Source organism: uncultured Corynebacterium sp. (genome assembly GCF_947253065.1).
In the GTDB taxonomy this organism is placed as follows: domain Bacteria; phylum Actinomycetota; class Actinomycetes; order Mycobacteriales; family Mycobacteriaceae; genus Corynebacterium.
Map to the genome: position 1 here is coordinate 1 of NZ_CAMXWS010000039.1, position 16,878 is coordinate 16,878.

A 16,878-nucleotide genomic window follows, 5' to 3' on the forward strand; every position below is an offset into this window, starting at 1 on the left:
GACGGGATCGTGTTGAGGTTGCCGCAGGGGGAGCGGGAACCGGATGCGTCGATATTCGCATTCGATGCGGATGAGATCGCGGACATCGTTACTGAACAGGTGGGTAATTCCGCGCTCTTCGCCTCGCGCTTCCGCGAGTGCGCCGCCCGAGCATTGCTCCTCCCGCGCCGGAATCCGGGCAAGCGCGCACCACTCTGGCAGCAGCGCCAACGCGCGGAGCAGTTGCTGGACGTCGCACGGAATTATCCGTCTTTCCCCATCATTTTGGAGACCGTCCGCGAGTGCCTCCAGGACGTCTACGATCTCCCCGCGCTGCAGGACGTCATGCGTAATCTGTCCACCCGTCGCCTGCGCGTCGCGGAAGTGACCACGGATCAGCCGAGCCCGTTCGCCTCAAGCTTGTTGTTCAATTACACCGGCGCGTTCATGTATGAGGGAGACACCCCGCTCGCCGAAAAACGCGCCGCGGCACTCGCGCTCGATCCCTCATTGCTCGCGAAATTGCTCGGCACAGTTGAATTGCGTGAGCTTCTCGACGCCGACGTGATCGAAGAAGTCGACCACTCCCTCCGCCGCCTGGGCAAGGCGGAGACCTCCGAGCAGTTCGCAGACACACTCCGCATTGTTGGGCCGATCCCGGTCGATGAGCTGGAGCAATACACCTCCGTCCCGCGCGCGGCACTCGAAGAGAGCCTGGGCAAACGCATGATGGCCGTGCGCATTGGCGGGTGCGAACACCTGGCCCAAGCACCCGATGCACCATTGCTTCGCGACGGCCTTGGCGTGCCCGTCCCACCGGGCATCGCCGCCCAAGTGGCCACGATCCCTGATGCGTTGAGCCAGCTGGTCAGCCGGTGGGTACGCACTCGCGGACCGTTCACACTGCGAGACCTCGCTGCTGCTTTTGGTCTCTCCGTCGGCGCTGCCTATGAGGCGCTGAAGCACCTCATAGGAATGAATAAGGTCATCGAAGGCCGCTACCGGCAAGGCGTTGATGAGCAGGAATACATGGGCGCAGAGGTCTTGCGTATCGTGCGCACCCGCTCACTCGCTGCGGCACGTGCGCAGACCCGCCCGGTGTCCCAGTCTGCGCTTGGCCGCTTCATGCCGGCGTGGCTCAATGTCGCACCAGCTGGTCAACAGCCAGTACTCCGCGGGGCGGATGGTGTTTACAGCGTCATCGAGCAGCTTGCCGGCGTGCGCCTGCCGGCGAGCGCCTGGGAGTCGATGATCCTGCCCAGCCGTGTCGGCGATTACTCCCCGGAGATGCTCGATGAGCTCACCTTGTCCGGTGAGGTCCAGATCGTCGGTGCCGGCAAGGCTGGTGCGCGTGATCCGTGGATCATGCTTCTTCCCGCGGACTACGCCGCGCAGCTCATACCGGTCCCGGAGGAACCGTTACTGAGTCTTACCCAGCAGCAGGTCATGGAGAAGCTCAACGTCGGTGGCGGCTATCTGTTCACTGACCTCCTTGGCCCGGCGAGCGAAGCCACGACCACTGCTGATGAACTTCGCGAATCCATGTGGGACCTGGTGGAAGCCGGTCTCATCGCACCTGATTCTTTCGCACCGATCCGTGCACGCCTTGCGGGCGGCAAGCACGGCAAGACGGCACATCGCGCGAAACGCCGCCCCTCCCGTAGTCGGATCCGCTCTGGGCGCACGAGCTTTGCCTCAGTCACCCCACCCGATATGACTGGCCGATGGGCTGCGACACCAGCACCCGACACCGATCCCACGCAGCGTTCACTCGCGCATGGCGAGGCCTGGCTGGACCGCTATGGCGTGGTCACCCGCGGCAGCATCGTCGCGGAAGACGTCGTTGGCGGATTTGCCCTTGCCTACAAATCTCTTTCCGGATTCGAAGAGGCCGGAAAGGCCATGCGCGGCTACCTGGTGGAAGGCCTCGGTGCGGCGCAGTTCTCCACGCCGGCGACGATTGATCGTCTGCGCGGGTACCAGGATTCGGATGACCTCGTCGGTTGGCCATCGGGCACTAAGGAGCCGAAGGTCTACGTGTTGGCCGCCACCGACCCCGCGAACCCGTACGGCGCCGCGCTTCCATGGCCCGACACTGGGCCCACGCGTTCAGCTGGGGCGCTCGTTGTGCTTATCGACGGTCTCCTCGCCGCCCACCTCACCCGCGGTGGCAAAACCATGACCACATTCTTTGATGGTTTCCCCGAGGGCACTGCCACCGAAGACGACCTGCTCACCATGGTCGTCGAGGCTCTCACTGACGCGGTGGGGGCGGGAAGGCTGTCACCGTTGACCGTCGAAAAGCTCAATGGCGATGCTGCGTTCACGCTGAAGAATCATGGTGCCGGCGCGTCCCCGCGTGGCGCAAAGATTGGTGGAAAAACTGTTGCAACACCGAAGCGACGGGGACGGACTGTGGCCGATGCGATCAAATCGATGGAGCTGAGCAAGGACTTGGATTTCGACGATCATTGACAGGTCGCCACTGGTACCAACGTGGTACCATTTTGTTCATGGCCATGAATTTGCGCTTGACGCCTGAAGTCGGCGAGAAGCTCGATGCCCTCGCTGAAATAGATGGAGCCTCGAAACAACAGGTGATTGCAAACCTGATCAGCGAGCGCTTTGAGCGCGAGACTGCTCGCGAGTTCGCAGAACGTGAACTCAGCTCATTTTTTGATTCGCGCCAAGACCTCATGAATCGCCTCCGGGACGCTTGATGAATCCTCGTTCCGCCCTGCGCCTGGAGTCAGTGAATCCGTGGCTTGAAGAACACGGATTTCATGTCGCTGACCGGGGCCTCCTTGGCGCTGCGTTGGAACGCCCCTGGCTCACTTTTGAAGAGACGGATCTGTATCCCGGGGTGTGGTTGAAAGCGGCCGCGCTCATGGACAGCATCATTTCAACCCACCCGTTCGTGGATGGGAATAAGCGCTCGCGTGTGCTGCTCACGGTGCTATTACTGCGTGCATACGATGTTCCCGTAGCTCACACCTCTTCGGATGACTGGTTCGAACTCGCGATTTCTGTAGCGACTGCGGCGCCGAGTGTCGAGGAAATTGCGGCGAGATTGCAAGCGATGGTTGAAGAATCGCTAAAAGCGAGAACCTAGTATTTCACTATGCCTGAAGGTGATTCCGTCTACCAGCTATCCAAACGGCTGCAGTTCATGACTGGGCGTGAGGTGACAGCGTCGTGGTTGCGAGTCCCGAGGTTTGCCACCGTCGACTTCACGGGCATGACGGTGGAGCGCGTGTGGCCGTATGGGAAGCACCTGTTCATGCAGTTCGGTGCCGATGGTCACGAGGCACAGATTCTGCACACGCACCTGAAAATGGAAGGCACATGGTCGGTGCACCGTGCCGACACCCGCTGGTCGAAGCCCGGCCACACCGCGCGCGTCGTTCTCCAGCTTTTCGACGACGCTGGCGACATTGAGCTCGTCGGCCACTCCCTAGGCCTTGTCGATGTGTTCCCAGCGCGTGAGTACGAAGCTGAGATGGGCTACCTCGGGCCGGATATGCTCGCCGAGACCTTCGACTTTGAGGAAGCGAAGCGCCGCATCCTCGAAGACCCGGGCCGGGAAATCGGCAGAAGTCTGCTGGACCAGTACCGCGTGGCGGGAATTGGCAACGAGTACCGCGCAGAGATCTGCTTCCTCGGCGGGGTACATCCGGCGCGGACGGTGGCGGAGGTGGGGGCAGGGGGCGTCGATAAGCTCCTGCGTATTGCGCGCCGCCTTATGTGGGCGAATAAAGACGAGGTCAAACGCGTGACCACCGGGGTGAAACGCGCCGGTGAGACCACCTACGTGTTCGGGCGGAACAAAAGGCCCTGCCGCCGGTGCACCACCTTGATCACCAAGGGGTTCTTAGGCGGGCAGGACGATTTGGAGCGGGTGATCTGGTGGTGCCCAACCTGTCAGCCGGAACCCGATCAGTTCTGATACCGCTTCAGTCCGCGTCGGCCACTGGCGAGCACGAACGGCATGGCCAGACGCATGAGCCGAGCCTGTGCGCCCACCCAGCGCTGAAAGCGGCCTCCGATAGTAGGGAAGACGATCTCTGCTGGTCTGCCAAATAATGGTCGTTTTTTGAAAGCGCGGACGATCGCGTCAGCGATGACTTCCGGTTCGACGGATTTCTCGGCGAATGCTGCAACAGCCGATGGGTCCTGCTTTTCCTGCTCGAGCATTTCTGTGCGCACTCCCGGCGGGTGAACGAGCGTGAACGCCACGCGACTCGCGCGCTCTTCGATGGCGACTGTATTGATGAATGCGCGCAGCGCGTGCTTCGTCGCACCGTACGAGGAGTAGCCAGGCAGCGGCAGGAAGCTCGTCATGGAACACACCGTGACAATGTGGCCACCGCGGTCCTTCATATGCCGCATTGCTTCGAGCGTGCCGTACATCGGGCCGAAGAAATTCACCTCAGTCATCTGCCGGTGTTGGTCCCCAGTGAGATCACGTGCCCAGCCCGTATGAATCATTCCGGCGTTGTTCACCAGGATGTCAACCGGGCCAAGTCGACGTTCAACCTCGTTGAATAGCGTGGCCCAACCCTGTTCGTCGCGGACGTCGTGCTCTAAACTGATGGCTCGGTTGGGCAATTGCTTAGCGACGGCCCGGGCAGCCTCCCCATCGATATCGGTGACCGCGACATCGTATCCAGCGGAAGCCGCCGCCTGTGCGGTAGCAGCGCCGATTCCGCGGCCAGCACCTGTAATCAGCACGACGCTCATGCTTTGTCCCCATCCAGGTCGATGTACTCGATGCAGCCTTTACGCGCAGGGCCGCCGATTGTCGGATCGTCATTGATCGTGGTGGCGCAGAACAACGTTCGGCCATTCGGGCCGCCAAGAGTGACATCGAGAGTTTTATTGCCGGTGCGGATGCGCTCGGCGATGTGGCCGCCGGGACGCACAAGCACGACTTCTGCACGGGTTGCATTTGCGATCCAGACCGATTCGCCGTCTTGATCTAAAGCGATTCCATCAGGCGCGAGCGAAATGGGCAGGGCATTGGCAATGTTGGGATTTTCCAAGACACCTGCTGCTGTGCGGACAACCGCGCCCAGTGGCGAAGAAGAATTGAGTTGGTTCCACAAGAAATCGGGCATCAGCTTGGCATACGGGCGTGGGTTGATCAGCACACCTTTTTCATCCACATCGCACTGCGTTAACTGCAAACGAAGTGTTTCGGCGACAACGACCGAGCCGTCCGGAAGCTGTACTGTGCCATTGGGGAACAGCATGTCAGGGCCTGTTCCTGCGATGGTTCCATCCGGGGCAATGCACACCACCTGTGTCGCCGGTGGTCCTGGTGGTTTGTACAGGTGGGAGTTGGCGTTCGCCCGGTGGAAAGCGTGATAGTCAAAGCCGAAATTGCCCACGTAGGCAAAGCCGTCCGAAGTGACCATCATGTCGTTGGCGTGGCCGCCGCAATAGGCACCGATGTCTGCATGCTGTGTGAGTTCGCCACTTGAGCTGCGCCGCCAGATGACGTGCTGATCCATAGACACGATCAGCATGTCACCGTTGGGGAGAAAGCCGAGTCCACCGGCACGACCGGGGATCGTGCCCAGGACTTCTTCGCTGCCCGCCTGAGCCCAGCGGTGAAGGGTGCCCGCCGCCATGTCTACGAAATAGAGCGCGTCATTGTGCCAACGCAGTGATTCTGGAACGCCGAATCCATCAAGAATAACTTTTGCTTGCCTAACCATATTGTCATGATAGGGCCATGGAAGAGCGAAACGGGCCGACTTTCATGAAGAAGTCGACCCGTCAAAGAGGCGTGAAGAAGGAACTAAGCTTCGGCGGCCTCGTTGCGCTCACGGATGGAACGGCGGATGAAGAAGACCAAGAAGCCGAGCAGGATCAGGATGAGGATCACATAGACGACCTTGGAGTACTGGTCGATGTAGCCGGTGACGGCCTCCCAATTATCGCCCAGGGTGAAGCCCAGATAGATCAAGATGAAATTCCAGACAGCTGAACCGAGCGTGGTCCACAGACCAAAGGTGAGCAGGTTCATGCGGTCGAGGCCAGCGGGGATGGAGATCAGCGAGCGGATGCCCGGGATGAGACGGCCAAACAGGATCGACGGCCGGCCGTGGCGGTCAAACCACTCGAGGGACTTATCCACGTCGGAGGCCTTGACCAGCCACATCCAATCAGCAATGGCACGCAGGCGTGCGGCGCCCAACCAAGCACCAACGCCATAGAGAATGTAGGCGCCAACAACAGAGCCGATCGTGGCCCAAATGAAGACCGAGACGAAATTGAGCGATCCTTGGGCGACAGTGAAGCCACCGAGTGGCAGGACCACCTCAGAGGGGATGGGCGGGAAAAGGTTCTCAAGCAAGATGGCAATGCCAACGCCAGGGGCGCCGAGCGTATCCATCAAACTGACAATCCAGTCAATGATTGCGGACATGGCAAGTATCTTGCCTTATGCAACGTCTGTCGACCAAGAATGAACCGGTGTGCCTTTGCCCTGATTTTCCAGGTAGATTCTCAAAAGTCTCGCGAGAGCTTCCTGCCGCTCGGGTGTGCCAGGCTTCGTTCCGGCACCGAGCTTGTCCAACACATCCAACTGCCACGTCGCGCCATTCTGGCGGTGCCAGGCACGGCCCTCGATGACCTTCAGATATTTATCTGCCAACTCTTCGTCGACGCCAAGCGAGCGCAGTCCCTCATGGGCTTGGTCCAGGAGGTGGTTGAGGACCAGGTTTGAGACGTCGATACGCCCCAGCGTCGGCCACGTCATCGTCGCCCCAATGCCATCGCGCGCGCCAGCGTAGAAATTCTCCCGCGCCTCCTCAAACGTCAACCGCGACCACACCGGGCGAGTCTGCTCGCCCAAGAATTTCACCAGACCGTAGTAGAACGCGGCGTCCGCGATGATGTCGATCGTGGTCGGGCCAGCAGCGAGCAAGCGGTTTTCCACACGGATGTGGGATAGCTCCAGCGACGGATCATAGATTGGGCGGTTCCAGCGCCACACCGTTCCGTTGTGCAGATTCAAGTAGTGCAGGCCCGGGCTGTTTCCATCCATCATCGGTTTGCCAGCATCTGCGCGCGATTCAGGAATAAGAGGGGAGAAGTAGCGGACATTCTCCTCGAACAAGTCGAAAACACTGGTGATCCAGCGCTCGCCGAACCAGACTCGTGGACGGACCCCTTGGTTGACCAGAGTGTCCGTGCGCGTATCAATGGACTGTTTGAACACCGGGATGCGCGATTCATGCCACGTGCGATGTCCCATGAACAGTGGCGAATTGGCGCTCAATGCCACTTGCGGGCCCGCGATCGCCTGTGATGCATTCCACGCCTCAGGGAATCGGTCGGGCGCCACCTGGAGGTGCAATTGCATCGACGTACAGGTCGATTCCGTGGCGATGTCATCGAAAGTGGCGCGGTAGCGCTCCTGCCGTGCGACGTCGATATGTACGAGCTCACCGCGCGCTTCCAGGACCATATTCGATAACGCGGAATAACGGTTCTCTTGCGTCATCCACTCGTCGCTTTGCAGGTACTCCGTGGTCACCGTCGGCAGCGTGCCGATCATCGCCAGATTCGCGCCCGCCTTCTTCGCCGCCTTATTCACGGCCCGAAGACGCTCATTCAGCCCCTCATGCAACACTGCCAGTCCATCGCCGGACAGGTCCAACGGTGGGTGGTTTAGCTCGACGTTATAGCGGCCAACCTCGGCCTGATATTCGTCGGAAAGCTCGGCGAGCACTGCCTCGTTGCAGCCGGCGGGGGCCATGTCATCGCCGACCAGATTCAACTCGAGCTCGAGCCCGATCGTGCCGTGGTCGACGAATTCGGCCTCCTGGAGGTGGTGATCAAAGATCTCCAAATCATCCAGGAGGGCCTGGCGGTATTTAGTCCGCTCTTTGGGGGTATAAGAATCGCGTGAAACGGCATCGCCCATGCACAAATCTTATCCGTGCGCACTGCGAATACACCGCATTTACCGCCCTTATTTATTTCTTGCTGCGGTACCAACCAATCAGCGCATCGGTAGAAGAATCACCCGTATTCGGTTCCTCTGCGCCGGAAACTGCGCCCGCCAGCTCATTGGCCTGGGCCTTACCCAATTCCACGCCCCACTGGTCGAAGGAATTGATCCCCCAGATCACGCCCTGGGTGAACACGATGTGCTCATACAGTGCAATCATCGCACCCAGCGCAAAAGGAGTCAGCTCCTCCGCCAAGATCGTCGTCGTAGGGCGGTTGCCCGGCATGACCTTGTGCGGAGCCAATTGCTTATCGACGCCACCCGCTTCCACCTCCTGCTGCGTCTTCCCAAAAGCCAACACCTTCGTCTGTGCGAAGAAATTGCCCATGAGCAGGTCGTGCATCGAACCATCGCCACTGGCGGTGGGCAGATCATGCTTCGGATTAGCAAAACCGATGAAGTCCGCCGGCACGATAGTCGTGCCCTGGTGCATCAGCTGGTAGAAAGCGTGCTGGCCATTGGTGCCGGGCTCGCCCCAGAAGATCTCACCGGTGTCGTAGGTGACAGCGGTGCCGTCGATACGCGTGCTCTTGCCGTTGGACTCCATGGTGAGCTGCTGTAGGTACGCCGGAAAGCGGGATAGATCCTCGGAATAAGGCAGCACCGCATGTGTCTGGACACCATAGAAATTGCGGTACCAGATATTCAGCAGACCCATCAGCGCCGGAACGTTCTGCTCAACCGGGGTAGTGCGGAAGTGCTCATCCATCGCATGGAAACCCTCAAGGAAACGCATGAAGTCCTGCGGGCCAATCACTGCCATCAGGCTTAGACCGATCGCCGAATCCACCGAGTAGCGGCCACCAACCCAATCCCAGAACGGGAACATATTGGCGGTATCAATACCGAATTCAGCGACCTTTTCCGCATTGGTGGACACCGCGACGAAGTGCTTTGCGATAGCCGACTCATCCCCATCAAACTGCTCAAGCAGCCAACGCTTCGCAGCGTGAGCATTAGAGAGAGTTTCCTGGGTGGTGAATGTCTTCGATGCGACGATGAACAGAGTTTCGCCCGGATCTGCATGATCCAGCACGCTGGTCATATCCGCCGGGTCCACATTGGAAACGAATTCCGCGGTGATCCCCGCAGTCGCGTACGTGCGCAGTGCCTTTGCCGCCATCGCCGGACCCAGATCCGAACCGCCGATGCCGATATTCACGACCTTCTTGATCGTGTGGCCCGTGTGCCCCAGCCACTCGCCGGAACGAAGCTTGGACGCGAAATCACGCATCCGCCCCAACACCTCATGGACATCTGCAGCGACATCCTGGCCGTCGACTTCCAAGTCCTTTTCCACCGGCAGGCGCAGACCCGTGTGCAGTACAGCGCGGTCCTCCGTGGAGTTGATGTGCGCACCGGTGAACATCTGCTCGGTGGCTTCCTTCAGTTTGGCCTCTTCTGCCAAGGCAACCAAAGCCTTCTGGATGTCCTCATCCACCAGGTTCTTCGACAAATCCACATGCAGCCCCGCTGCATCGAACGTGAACTTTTGTGCACGCTTTTCATCACGGGCGAACAACTCTCGCAATGTTGTCTTTTTCTTCTCTGCGTGGAGTTTGGTCAAGTCATTCCATGCGCTGGTGGAGGTGATGTCAGTCATATCTACTCCTATGTCTTCTTAGGAAAGCGGCCGCTGTCTTTGGTGATCTTTGCGGTCAATAACTCCCAGACTAATGAAAAAGCGATCCTCGGTTGCGCCATAATGGGAAGGCATGAGCATCGTGAAAATCAACGCCATCACTGTTCCCGAAGGTGCCGGGGAACAGCTCGAGCAGCGCTTCCAGGCCCGCAAGCACGCTATCGACTCTCAGCCAGGGTTCGAGGGCTTCCAACTGCTTCGCCCAGTGAAAGGGGAGGACCGCTATTTCGTGGTCACTCGCTGGGCTGATGAAGAGTCGTACAAGAATTGGTGGGCAGGCGAAGGCAAGGCAGCTCACGCTCACAAGGAAGGTGAAAAGCCCCGCAAGCCGGTTGCATCCGGTGCGGAGCTTCTGGAATTTGAGGTTGTGCTCGATTCTCTAGAGGAGGACTAGCCGGGGAACAGGTGGCGTGTGGATCTCGATTACGCCCAGGGCCTGAGAGTTCGGCCTTTTCCCAGGTCAGATTCTCATTCCATGGCAAGTATGTAAACGAGATCCACTGGTCCTTCACCCCACCACCCCTCGTTCCTTCAATAATCGGGACAGGATTCTCGGCAGGTCTTCTAAGATGCCTGCAGATACTCGAATCACCGTCCACCCATGGACAATGCACTCAAGGTTGATCTGTGCATCTTTATCTCTTTGGCCGCGAGATAGATGGTGTTCACCGTCGTACATGATCGCGATTTTCAGATCCACCAGCGCGAGATCAAAAGTGGTGATCAGGCGCGATCCATCAAATAGAGGCACCTGCTCCGCAAAGATCAGGTCCGCAGCGCGCAAGGATGTGGCGAACTCCATGCACATGAGTCGCAGCTCTGTCTCCTTGGGCGAATCAGCCAAGCTGCTAGATAGAGCGAGCACTTTGTCGATCCATCGCCGATTCAGACGTCGATGTGCCGCTTTTGAAATCTCGTGAGCGTCGACTCCGAGGTGCCTACGTGCAGCATCTACGAGTTGGATAGACCAGAATGACTTTGCGTCCATGACCCATGCTGGCTTTGCCCACGCGTGCAGGCCATCACGAATATCTTGAAGGGCTTCGACCACAGCATCTGGTGGGGAGCTGACGTTGATTCCTTGTCCGCGCCATTTCACCGTCCACGTGGTCTTTGGTTTTCTGCGTCGCTGAGCTACGCTCATTTGCTTGTCCACTTTGCCCACAGGAGTGTTCACGGTGGTGTCGCACGAGTCGACAAGGTGGGGCAAACCAAACAGCGCTAGCGCACTGATTCCGGAAATGACGCACTTCGGATGTTCGGCTAAGAACGCAATGGCCCTGATAGCGCAGGGCACTTCGTGGATGATGCGAAACGGGTGAGAGCGGGCGTCATGTGTTGCAAGTTCTGGTGGCCGCAGCCGAAGGTGCGTTGCCCACCAGCCGGATGAGATCTGAACACCGAGACCTTCACGGTTGAGGCGACCGGGGACTCGGCCGGTGATGTCCATTGCATCGGTGCATGGGAAGTGAGAGAAAGCCATGCCTTTTTAGACTGACTTTTCGCAGTCGTGGTTCCACTACTCAGCGGCTAAGTGGAACTACATTACATCTGTAGCGGTCTGGAAAAAACTGACCTGGGGAAATAGCGGGAATATGTAATCCGGATCCACCAGACTCACCAGGGCCTTAACCCAACTTCCCCCGGCCTAGTCGCAGCAGAATCGCGGCGAGGTTGGGGCCTTCTTCTCCCAGTTCGTCGCGGAATTGGTTGATGATGGCTACTTCGCGGGTGTGTACGAGGCGCGTGCCACCAGAACCCATGCGGGTTTTACCAATAGCGGCGGAGATTGCAGAGCGACGTTTCACCGCATCGAGGATGACTCGGTCGAGCCGGTCGATCTCTTGACGGTATGCCTGGATCTCTTCGTCAGACAGTGGGTCGTCCGTGCCGGACGGGTACCTGATATCGCTGTTATCCACGCTCATAGTTATTGATTCTGCCACGGAACCGATCGGGTATTCGAGATGGCCCGGACCGATGGTTCACCCCTGCAAGTACGGTAGAAGCCATCATGGGAACAGATTTGATTTTGGGGTTGAATCCGCAGCAGAAGGCCGCCGTTGAGCACGCAGGTAGCCCGCTGCTTATTGTCGCTGGTGCAGGGTCTGGCAAGACTGCTGTGCTGACGCGCAGAATTGCTTATTTGCTGCAGGAACGTGGGGTGGCGCCGTGGGAGATCCTGGCCATCACATTCACTAATAAGGCTGCGGCGGAAATGAAGGAGCGTGTCAGTCAGTTGATTGGCCCGCAGGCGGAGCGCATGTGGGTGGCTACTTTCCACTCGGTGTGCGTGCGCATTCTGCGTCAGCAAGCGCAGTTGGTGGATGGATTGAACACGAATTTCACTATTTATGACGGTGATGATTCGCGTCGTCTTTTGGGCATGATCGCCAAGGAGGCGAGCCTGGACCTGAAGAAATTCTCGCCGCGTGCACTGGCGAATGCGATCTCGAATCTTAAGAATGAGCTGATTGGTCCGGGGCAGGCAGAAGCTAATGCAGCGAAGACGAAGAATCCGTTCGAGGTCACGGTGGCGAAGGTGTATGGGGAATACCAGCGTCGCTTGCGTGAGGCGAATGCGGTGGACTTCGACGACCTGATTGGGGAGGTCGTCGCTATGTTCAAGCGTCACCCGCAGGTGGTGGAGTACTACCGTAGGCGGTTCCGTCATGTGTTGGTGGATGAGTATCAGGACACCAACCATGCGCAGTACGAGTTGATTCACACCCTGGTTGGCGATGGTCCGGATGCGCCGGAGCTGGCTGTCGTGGGTGATTCGGATCAGTCGATTTACGCGTTCCGTGGTGCCACGATCCGCAATATTGAGGAATTCGAACGTGATTATCCGAATGCGACGACGATCATGTTGGAGCAGAATTACCGCTCCACGCAGAATATTCTCGCTGCGGCGAATGCGGTGATCTCGCAGAATGCGGGGCGTCGTCCGAAGAAATTGTGGACGGACCTTGGGCAGGGCGAGAAGATCGTCGGCTATGTCGCGGACAACGAGCACGATGAGGCGCGTTTTGTCGCCAGCGAGGTAGATGCCCTTTCAGATCGTGGGGTTGATTATTCGGATATGGCGGTCATGTACCGCACGAATAATTCTTCGCGTGCGTTGGAGGACATCTTTATTCGGGCGGGTATTCCGTACAAGGTCGTTGGCGGCACGCGCTTCTATGAGCGCAGGGAAATCCGCGATATTGTCGCGTACCTGCGCGTTTTGGAAAACCCAGATGATTCGGTGAGCTTGCGTCGCATTATTAATGTGCCCAAGCGTGGCATTGGGGATAAGGCACAGGCGATGGTTGCGCTTCATGCGGAGAATCGTGGCATCAGCTTTGGGCAAGCGCTTATCGACGTCGCGGGGGGCGAAGTCGACTCCATCGCCTCGCGTTCCCGGAATGCGATCAAGGGCTTTGTTGATCTGTTGGATGGCCTGCGAACCGATATGTCGGAGTTGGTCAACGAGGTAACAGGCATGCCTGATCTTGGTGGACTAGTTGCTCGGATTTTGGATGTGACTGGCTACCGAGAGCAGCTGGAAGCGTCGAATGATCCGCAGGATGGTGCGCGTCTGGATAACCTCAATGAGTTGGTCTCCGTGGCGCGTGAGTTCTCTTCTGATGCGGCGAATCAGATGGCGTATGAGGACTTTGATCCTGAAAGTGGGGAAGCGCAGCCAGGGTCGCTGCAGGCTTTCCTGGAGCGGGTGTCGTTGGTGGCTGATGCAGATCAGATCCCAGACGAGGGACAAGGTGTGGTCACGCTGATGACCCTGCACACAGCGAAGGGGCTGGAGTTTCCCGTTGTCTTTGTCACGGGCTGGGAGGACGGGCAGTTCCCGCACCTGCGTTCTTTGGGCAATCCGGATGAGCTCGCTGAGGAGCGTCGTCTGGCCTATGTGGGCATTACTCGTGCCCGCGAGCAGCTGTATCTGACCCGTGCCATGCTGCGTTCATCGTGGGGCTCCCCGGTGACCAACCCGGCCAGTCGCTTCCTCGCAGAGGTCCCAGAGGACCTCATCGACTGGCGTCGGGTGGAACCGGAGCAGTCCTTTTCTTCGGACGCATGGGGGAGTCCTGTGCCTGCACGGCGCCCGAAGCGCCGCACGGGGAGCAGCGTGAAGGTGAATAAGAATCTTCAGCTTGCTAAGGGTGACCGAGTGAACCACGCGAAGTACGGGCTCGGCACGGTCATGAGCGTCGATGGTGCTGGGGCACGTGAGACCGTCACCATCGATTTCGGTTCGAGCGGTACCGTTCGTCTCATGCTCATCGGCGGGGTGCCGATGGAGAAGCTTTAGACGGTGATGCCGCGCTCAGCGAACCACGGCACCGGGTCCACCTTGGTTTCGCCGTCCGGCATGATCTCGAAGTGGAGGTGCGGGCCGGTGGACTGGCCTTCGTTACCCATCTCAGCGATCTGTTGACCGGCGGAGACGCGCTCGCCGACGTTCACGTTGAAAGAGTTGACGTGGCCGTAGACGCTGATGGAGCCATCGTCATGACGAATGCGGACCCACTTGCCGAAACCGCGGGCAGGGCCAGCATTGATGACGGTGCCGTCCATGACGGCCAGGATCGGAGTGCCGATGCTGTTGGCGATGTCAATGCCCTGGTGGAAGGTGCCCCAACGCGGGCCGAAACCTGAAGTGAAGCGGCCCTGTGCGGGCATGACGACCTTCTTGCCATCGCTGGTAGTGCCAGTCTGCGGAGTGACGTTGACGTTCGGGACTCCAGCGGTGGCTTCTGCCTCGTTGTACTCGGGCAGAGCACGCGGGTCGAAGACAATGGAGTAGCCGGCAGCGGAGAAGGTTGCGCCCTTGGTAAAGATGTCGTCGAGCGCCATGCCGAAGGTCGGCAGAGCCTGGTTGATGTCACTGACGCTTTGTCCATTCACGGAAACGGAGAAAGCGTGGGCGGGAATAGCGGTCAGGGGAATGCTGAGTGCCACGGCGGCTACGAATAGGCGTCGTTTCATGTGGTCCTTCTTCGCTTTGGAGCAGAAATGAGTAAAAGGACAGGGGGCTGTCCAACTCGCACGATGCTAGCCGTCGTCGGAACCAGGAGCAATGCCTCATTACCGTCTCTGACGTGCGAAAAAAAGGGGGCATCTCCACAAACCTCCTGGTTAATAGAGTTAACTAGTGTTACTGATGTGAAATAAGATTTTTTCCTAATGGGGGTGAAAATCGCATAAAAAATTCCCCCCGGTGGCACCGAGGGGAATTGCTGAACGTCTTAGAGGCTGATACCGCGCTCTGCCAGCCACGGGGCCGGGTCAATCGCGTCGCCACCTGCCGGGTGGACCTCGAAGTGGAGGTGCGAGCCGGTGGAGAAGCCACGGGAGCCCATGCCAGCAATCTTCTGGCCAGCGTGAACCTTCTGGCCAACAGTGACATCGATGGTCTCCATGTGGCCGTAAACGGTGATGGTGCCGTCCTCGTGGCGCAGACGGACCCAGTTGCCAAAGCCTCCGGCCGGGCCTGCATCGATGACCTCGCCGTCGGAAACGGCAACGATCGGGGTGCCGATGGCGTTAGCGATGTCGATTCCCTTGTGCATGACGCCCCAGCGCATGCCGAAGCCTGAGGTGAACGCGCCTTCTGCCGGCTTTACGGACAGCGGTGCGCGAGCAGCGAGATCAGCAGCGGTGCGGACCTTTGCGTACTCAACAGCCTTCCCCAGCTGTTCAGACAGGTTGTCCACGGGCTTGTATTCGCTGATGGTGAGGATCTGCGGGGCAGCGGGAGCAGCTCCATCGGAACTGCCGGCATTGTCGAGTGCTGCCTGGGCTGCACCGGACTGATCGGCGTTCGCAGCAGATGCGACGGAGACGCCGCCGGATGCCACGGCGCTGGTGGCCAGTGCGGCCAGTGCGACGCGACCCTTATTTGGGCTCTGCTTGCGGTGCTTGCCTGCGGTGCGGCGTGCGCTCGAAGAGATCAAGGTGTACCTCGTTAGATCGTCAGTGGGTTACGCTTCGTTCCGGAATCGTAACCTCTTTGTTATCTACCGGAGGTAACACTAATCAGTCCGAGTCGTACAAGCAACCTAAATTCCAAGAATGCTTTATTCGTACGGTCACGCAAATCCGTTACATGCCCGAAAGCTGCACCTTCACAAGATCGTGTCCCAGCGCCGAAAATGGTTCCGACCGTGCCAAGGTTGAAAGCGATGAGCACGAAGTCTAGTCCGCCAAGCAGATCCACCCGCACTTCACCGTCGGGGGGCCGTCGTCGTTCGCGTAAGGATCAACCTGATGCTGCTGTGCGTACGCCAGCGAAGGATCAGGCGCCGACAACAATGAAGGAGCGGCTGCGCCACTACCTTCCGTTCGTCGGCATTCCCAACGTTGTGTTGGTGCTGGGGATCGTTGTTGTCTGCCTAGCTGCGATTCTTTTGGCGGGTGGCAGACTTGCTGCATTGCCAGCTTCGATTGCGGAGACCTGGTTTGTTTTCCACGGCGTTCCCGTGCACTTCTCTGGCGTTGAGCTTGGTTCGATCCCGTTGCTTCCTGCGATCGGTGTCGCTGCGTTCATTGCGTGGCGTGTGCGCGTAGCCACGAAGGAACGCGTGAGCATCCTGGATCTCTATGCGATCTTCGGCCTTGTCGTCCTGATCCCATTCACGCTGTCTGCGATCGCGTGGTTCATGGTGGTGGATGCTGCGTCAGTCTTCCCGGTGTCTCCACCGGTAATTCACAAGGCCCTTTTCATTCCGGTTTTCGTGCATGTTGCGGGCATGGCGTGCGGCATGAGCGGCAGGTTGTGGAAAGCCTTGCTCGCACGAATTGGGGCACCGGAATCGCTTTTCGACGCCGCCCGCGCCACCATCTCCCTCTCTTTGCGCCTCGTGGCAGCCGCAGCGGTTGTTTATCTGGTGCTGCTCGCTTTTGGGTTCAACAGGATTTCGGAACTGCTCGGGGAGTTCCCGGCGCTTGGTGTTGGCGGCGGTATCGCACTGCTGGCGGTGAGTATTCTTTATTTGCCGAATGCCGCGCTATCAACATTGGCGGTCTTGCTGGGTGCTCCTTTCGACATTGCCCAGGGCGGTATTTCTCTGTTTGGTGCGGCCCTCGTTCCGCTTCCGCCGTTCCCTCTGTTCGCAGCAATCCCAGGGGAAGTGCCGGTGTGGGCTCCGGTGCTCCTTGCGGTTCCTGCTGCGGTGCTGATCCACTTCGTGATCTCGCGTCGCCTCGGGGGCCTTGAGATTCTCATCTCTGCGGG

General features: G+C 58.9%; 15 protein-coding genes and 1 pseudogene. 7 read left to right on the top strand and 9 right to left on the bottom strand.

Features of this window, described 5'->3' with window-relative positions; genetic code table 11:
- From Q0X21_RS08600 to Q0X21_RS08615, 4 genes and pseudogenes are all read left to right on the top strand, one after another.
- Positions 1 to 2,454 (top strand): annotated as a pseudogene (locus tag Q0X21_RS08600) (DEAD/DEAH box helicase); the annotation flags it as partial.
- A 38-nt stretch (positions 2,455 to 2,492) separates the two neighbouring features.
- Positions 2,493 to 2,699 (top strand): CopG family transcriptional regulator, encoded by a 207-nt coding sequence (locus Q0X21_RS08605; protein ID WP_259901552.1) that lies wholly within the window; start codon positions 2,493 to 2,495, stop codon positions 2,697 to 2,699.
- 32 nt (positions 2,700 to 2,731) lie between these two features.
- The gene (locus tag Q0X21_RS08610; protein ID WP_297851491.1) at positions 2,732 to 3,091 is read left to right on the top strand and encodes a type II toxin-antitoxin system death-on-curing family toxin; all 360 of its coding nucleotides are present in this window, start codon (positions 2,732 to 2,734) and stop codon (positions 3,089 to 3,091) included.
- Positions 3,092 to 3,100: 9 nt separating this feature from the next.
- On the top strand, positions 3,101 to 3,925 hold the full coding sequence (locus Q0X21_RS08615; protein ID WP_297851492.1) for a DNA-formamidopyrimidine glycosylase family protein: 825 nt from the start codon (positions 3,101 to 3,103) through the stop codon (positions 3,923 to 3,925).
- Here Q0X21_RS08615 and Q0X21_RS08620 read toward each other — a convergent pair.
- The 5 genes from Q0X21_RS08620 to pgi form a co-directional block, all read right to left on the bottom strand.
- Positions 3,916 to 4,719: an SDR family oxidoreductase gene (locus Q0X21_RS08620; protein WP_297851493.1), complete on the bottom strand. Its 804-nt coding sequence runs from the start codon at positions 4,717 to 4,719 to the stop codon at positions 3,916 to 3,918. The genes Q0X21_RS08615 and Q0X21_RS08620 overlap by 10 nt on opposite strands.
- Entirely contained in the window at positions 4,716 to 5,699 is a 984-nt protein-coding gene (locus Q0X21_RS08625) for an SMP-30/gluconolactonase/LRE family protein (RefSeq protein WP_297851494.1), read from the bottom strand. Before Q0X21_RS08625 ends, Q0X21_RS08620 begins: the two co-directional genes overlap by 4 nt.
- An 83-nt stretch (positions 5,700 to 5,782) precedes the next feature.
- The gene (locus Q0X21_RS08630; protein WP_297851495.1) at positions 5,783 to 6,412 is read right to left on the bottom strand and encodes a DedA family protein; all 630 of its coding nucleotides are present in this window, start codon (positions 6,410 to 6,412) and stop codon (positions 5,783 to 5,785) included.
- Between the two features lie 15 nt (positions 6,413 to 6,427).
- Positions 6,428 to 7,915: a glutamate-cysteine ligase family protein gene (locus tag Q0X21_RS08635; RefSeq protein ID WP_297851496.1), complete on the bottom strand. Its 1,488-nt coding sequence runs from the start codon at positions 7,913 to 7,915 to the stop codon at positions 6,428 to 6,430.
- A 52-nt stretch (positions 7,916 to 7,967) separates the two neighbouring features.
- Entirely contained in the window at positions 7,968 to 9,605 is a 1,638-nt protein-coding gene (pgi, locus tag Q0X21_RS08640; RefSeq protein WP_297851497.1) for a glucose-6-phosphate isomerase, read from the bottom strand.
- A 112-nt stretch (positions 9,606 to 9,717) separates the two neighbouring features.
- Here pgi and Q0X21_RS08645 point away from each other — a divergent pair, with 112 nt between their 5' ends.
- Positions 9,718 to 10,038, top strand: a complete 321-nt coding sequence (locus Q0X21_RS08645; RefSeq protein WP_297851498.1) for an antibiotic biosynthesis monooxygenase — start codon at positions 9,718 to 9,720, stop codon at positions 10,036 to 10,038.
- Positions 10,039 to 10,152: 114 nt separating this feature from the next.
- On the opposite strand, the gene Q0X21_RS08650 is transcribed toward Q0X21_RS08645, so the two are convergent.
- Together Q0X21_RS08650 and Q0X21_RS08655 are read right to left on the bottom strand one after the other, a co-directional pair.
- Complete coding sequence (locus Q0X21_RS08650; RefSeq protein WP_297851499.1) at positions 10,153 to 11,094, bottom strand: hypothetical protein; 942 nt, start codon at positions 11,092 to 11,094, stop codon at positions 10,153 to 10,155.
- A gap of 178 nt (positions 11,095 to 11,272) precedes the next feature.
- Complete coding sequence (locus tag Q0X21_RS08655) at positions 11,273 to 11,572, bottom strand: chorismate mutase (RefSeq protein WP_297851500.1); 300 nt, start codon at positions 11,570 to 11,572, stop codon at positions 11,273 to 11,275.
- Positions 11,573 to 11,658: 86 nt separating this feature from the next.
- Here Q0X21_RS08655 and pcrA point away from each other — a divergent pair, with 86 nt between their 5' ends.
- Complete coding sequence (gene pcrA / locus Q0X21_RS08660; RefSeq protein WP_297851501.1) at positions 11,659 to 13,953, top strand: DNA helicase PcrA; 2,295 nt, start codon at positions 11,659 to 11,661, stop codon at positions 13,951 to 13,953.
- Here pcrA and Q0X21_RS08665 read toward each other — a convergent pair.
- Positions 13,950 to 14,630, bottom strand: coding sequence for a M23 family metallopeptidase (locus Q0X21_RS08665; RefSeq protein WP_297851502.1), 681 nt, complete (start codon positions 14,628 to 14,630; stop codon positions 13,950 to 13,952). The two genes, pcrA and Q0X21_RS08665, sit on opposite strands and share 4 nt — an antisense overlap.
- Positions 14,631 to 14,890: 260 nt before the next feature.
- A complete protein-coding gene (locus Q0X21_RS08670; RefSeq protein WP_297851503.1) occupies positions 14,891 to 15,598 on the bottom strand; it encodes a M23 family metallopeptidase in 708 nt (235 codons plus the stop codon).
- 228 nt (positions 15,599 to 15,826) lie between these two features.
- Between Q0X21_RS08670 and Q0X21_RS08675 the strand changes: the two genes are divergently transcribed.
- A partial coding sequence (locus tag Q0X21_RS08675) for a DUF6350 family protein (protein ID WP_297851504.1) occupies positions 15,827 to 16,878 on the top strand: 1,052 nt, incomplete at its 3' end.

Excerpts from the sequence above, each read along its gene's own strand:
- Q0X21_RS08605 (WP_259901552.1), top strand. The coding sequence starts at position 2,493 with ATGGCCATGAATTTGCGCTTGACGCCTGAAGTCGGCGAGAAGCTCGAT.
- pgi (WP_297851497.1), bottom strand. The coding sequence starts at position 9,605 with ATGACTGACATCACCTCCACCAGCGCATGGAATGACTTGACCAAACTC.
- pcrA (WP_297851501.1), top strand. The coding sequence starts at position 11,659 with ATGGGAACAGATTTGATTTTGGGGTTGAATCCGCAGCAGAAGGCCGCC.
- Q0X21_RS08655 (WP_297851500.1), bottom strand. The coding sequence starts at position 11,572 with ATGAGCGTGGATAACAGCGATATCAGGTACCCGTCCGGCACGGACGAC.
- Q0X21_RS08665 (WP_297851502.1), bottom strand. The coding sequence starts at position 14,630 with ATGAAACGACGCCTATTCGTAGCCGCCGTGGCACTCAGCATTCCCCTG.
- Q0X21_RS08620 (WP_297851493.1), bottom strand. The coding sequence starts at position 4,719 with ATGAGCGTCGTGCTGATTACAGGTGCTGGCCGCGGAATCGGCGCTGCT.
- Q0X21_RS08630 (WP_297851495.1), bottom strand. The coding sequence starts at position 6,412 with ATGTCCGCAATCATTGACTGGATTGTCAGTTTGATGGATACGCTCGGC.
- Q0X21_RS08635 (WP_297851496.1), bottom strand. The coding sequence starts at position 7,915 with ATGGGCGATGCCGTTTCACGCGATTCTTATACCCCCAAAGAGCGGACT.
- Q0X21_RS08615 (WP_297851492.1), top strand. The coding sequence starts at position 3,101 with ATGCCTGAAGGTGATTCCGTCTACCAGCTATCCAAACGGCTGCAGTTC.
- Q0X21_RS08645 (WP_297851498.1), top strand. The coding sequence starts at position 9,718 with ATGAGCATCGTGAAAATCAACGCCATCACTGTTCCCGAAGGTGCCGGG.
- Q0X21_RS08650 (WP_297851499.1), bottom strand. The coding sequence starts at position 11,094 with ATGGACATCACCGGCCGAGTCCCCGGTCGCCTCAACCGTGAAGGTCTC.
- Q0X21_RS08625 (WP_297851494.1), bottom strand. The coding sequence starts at position 5,699 with ATGGTTAGGCAAGCAAAAGTTATTCTTGATGGATTCGGCGTTCCAGAA.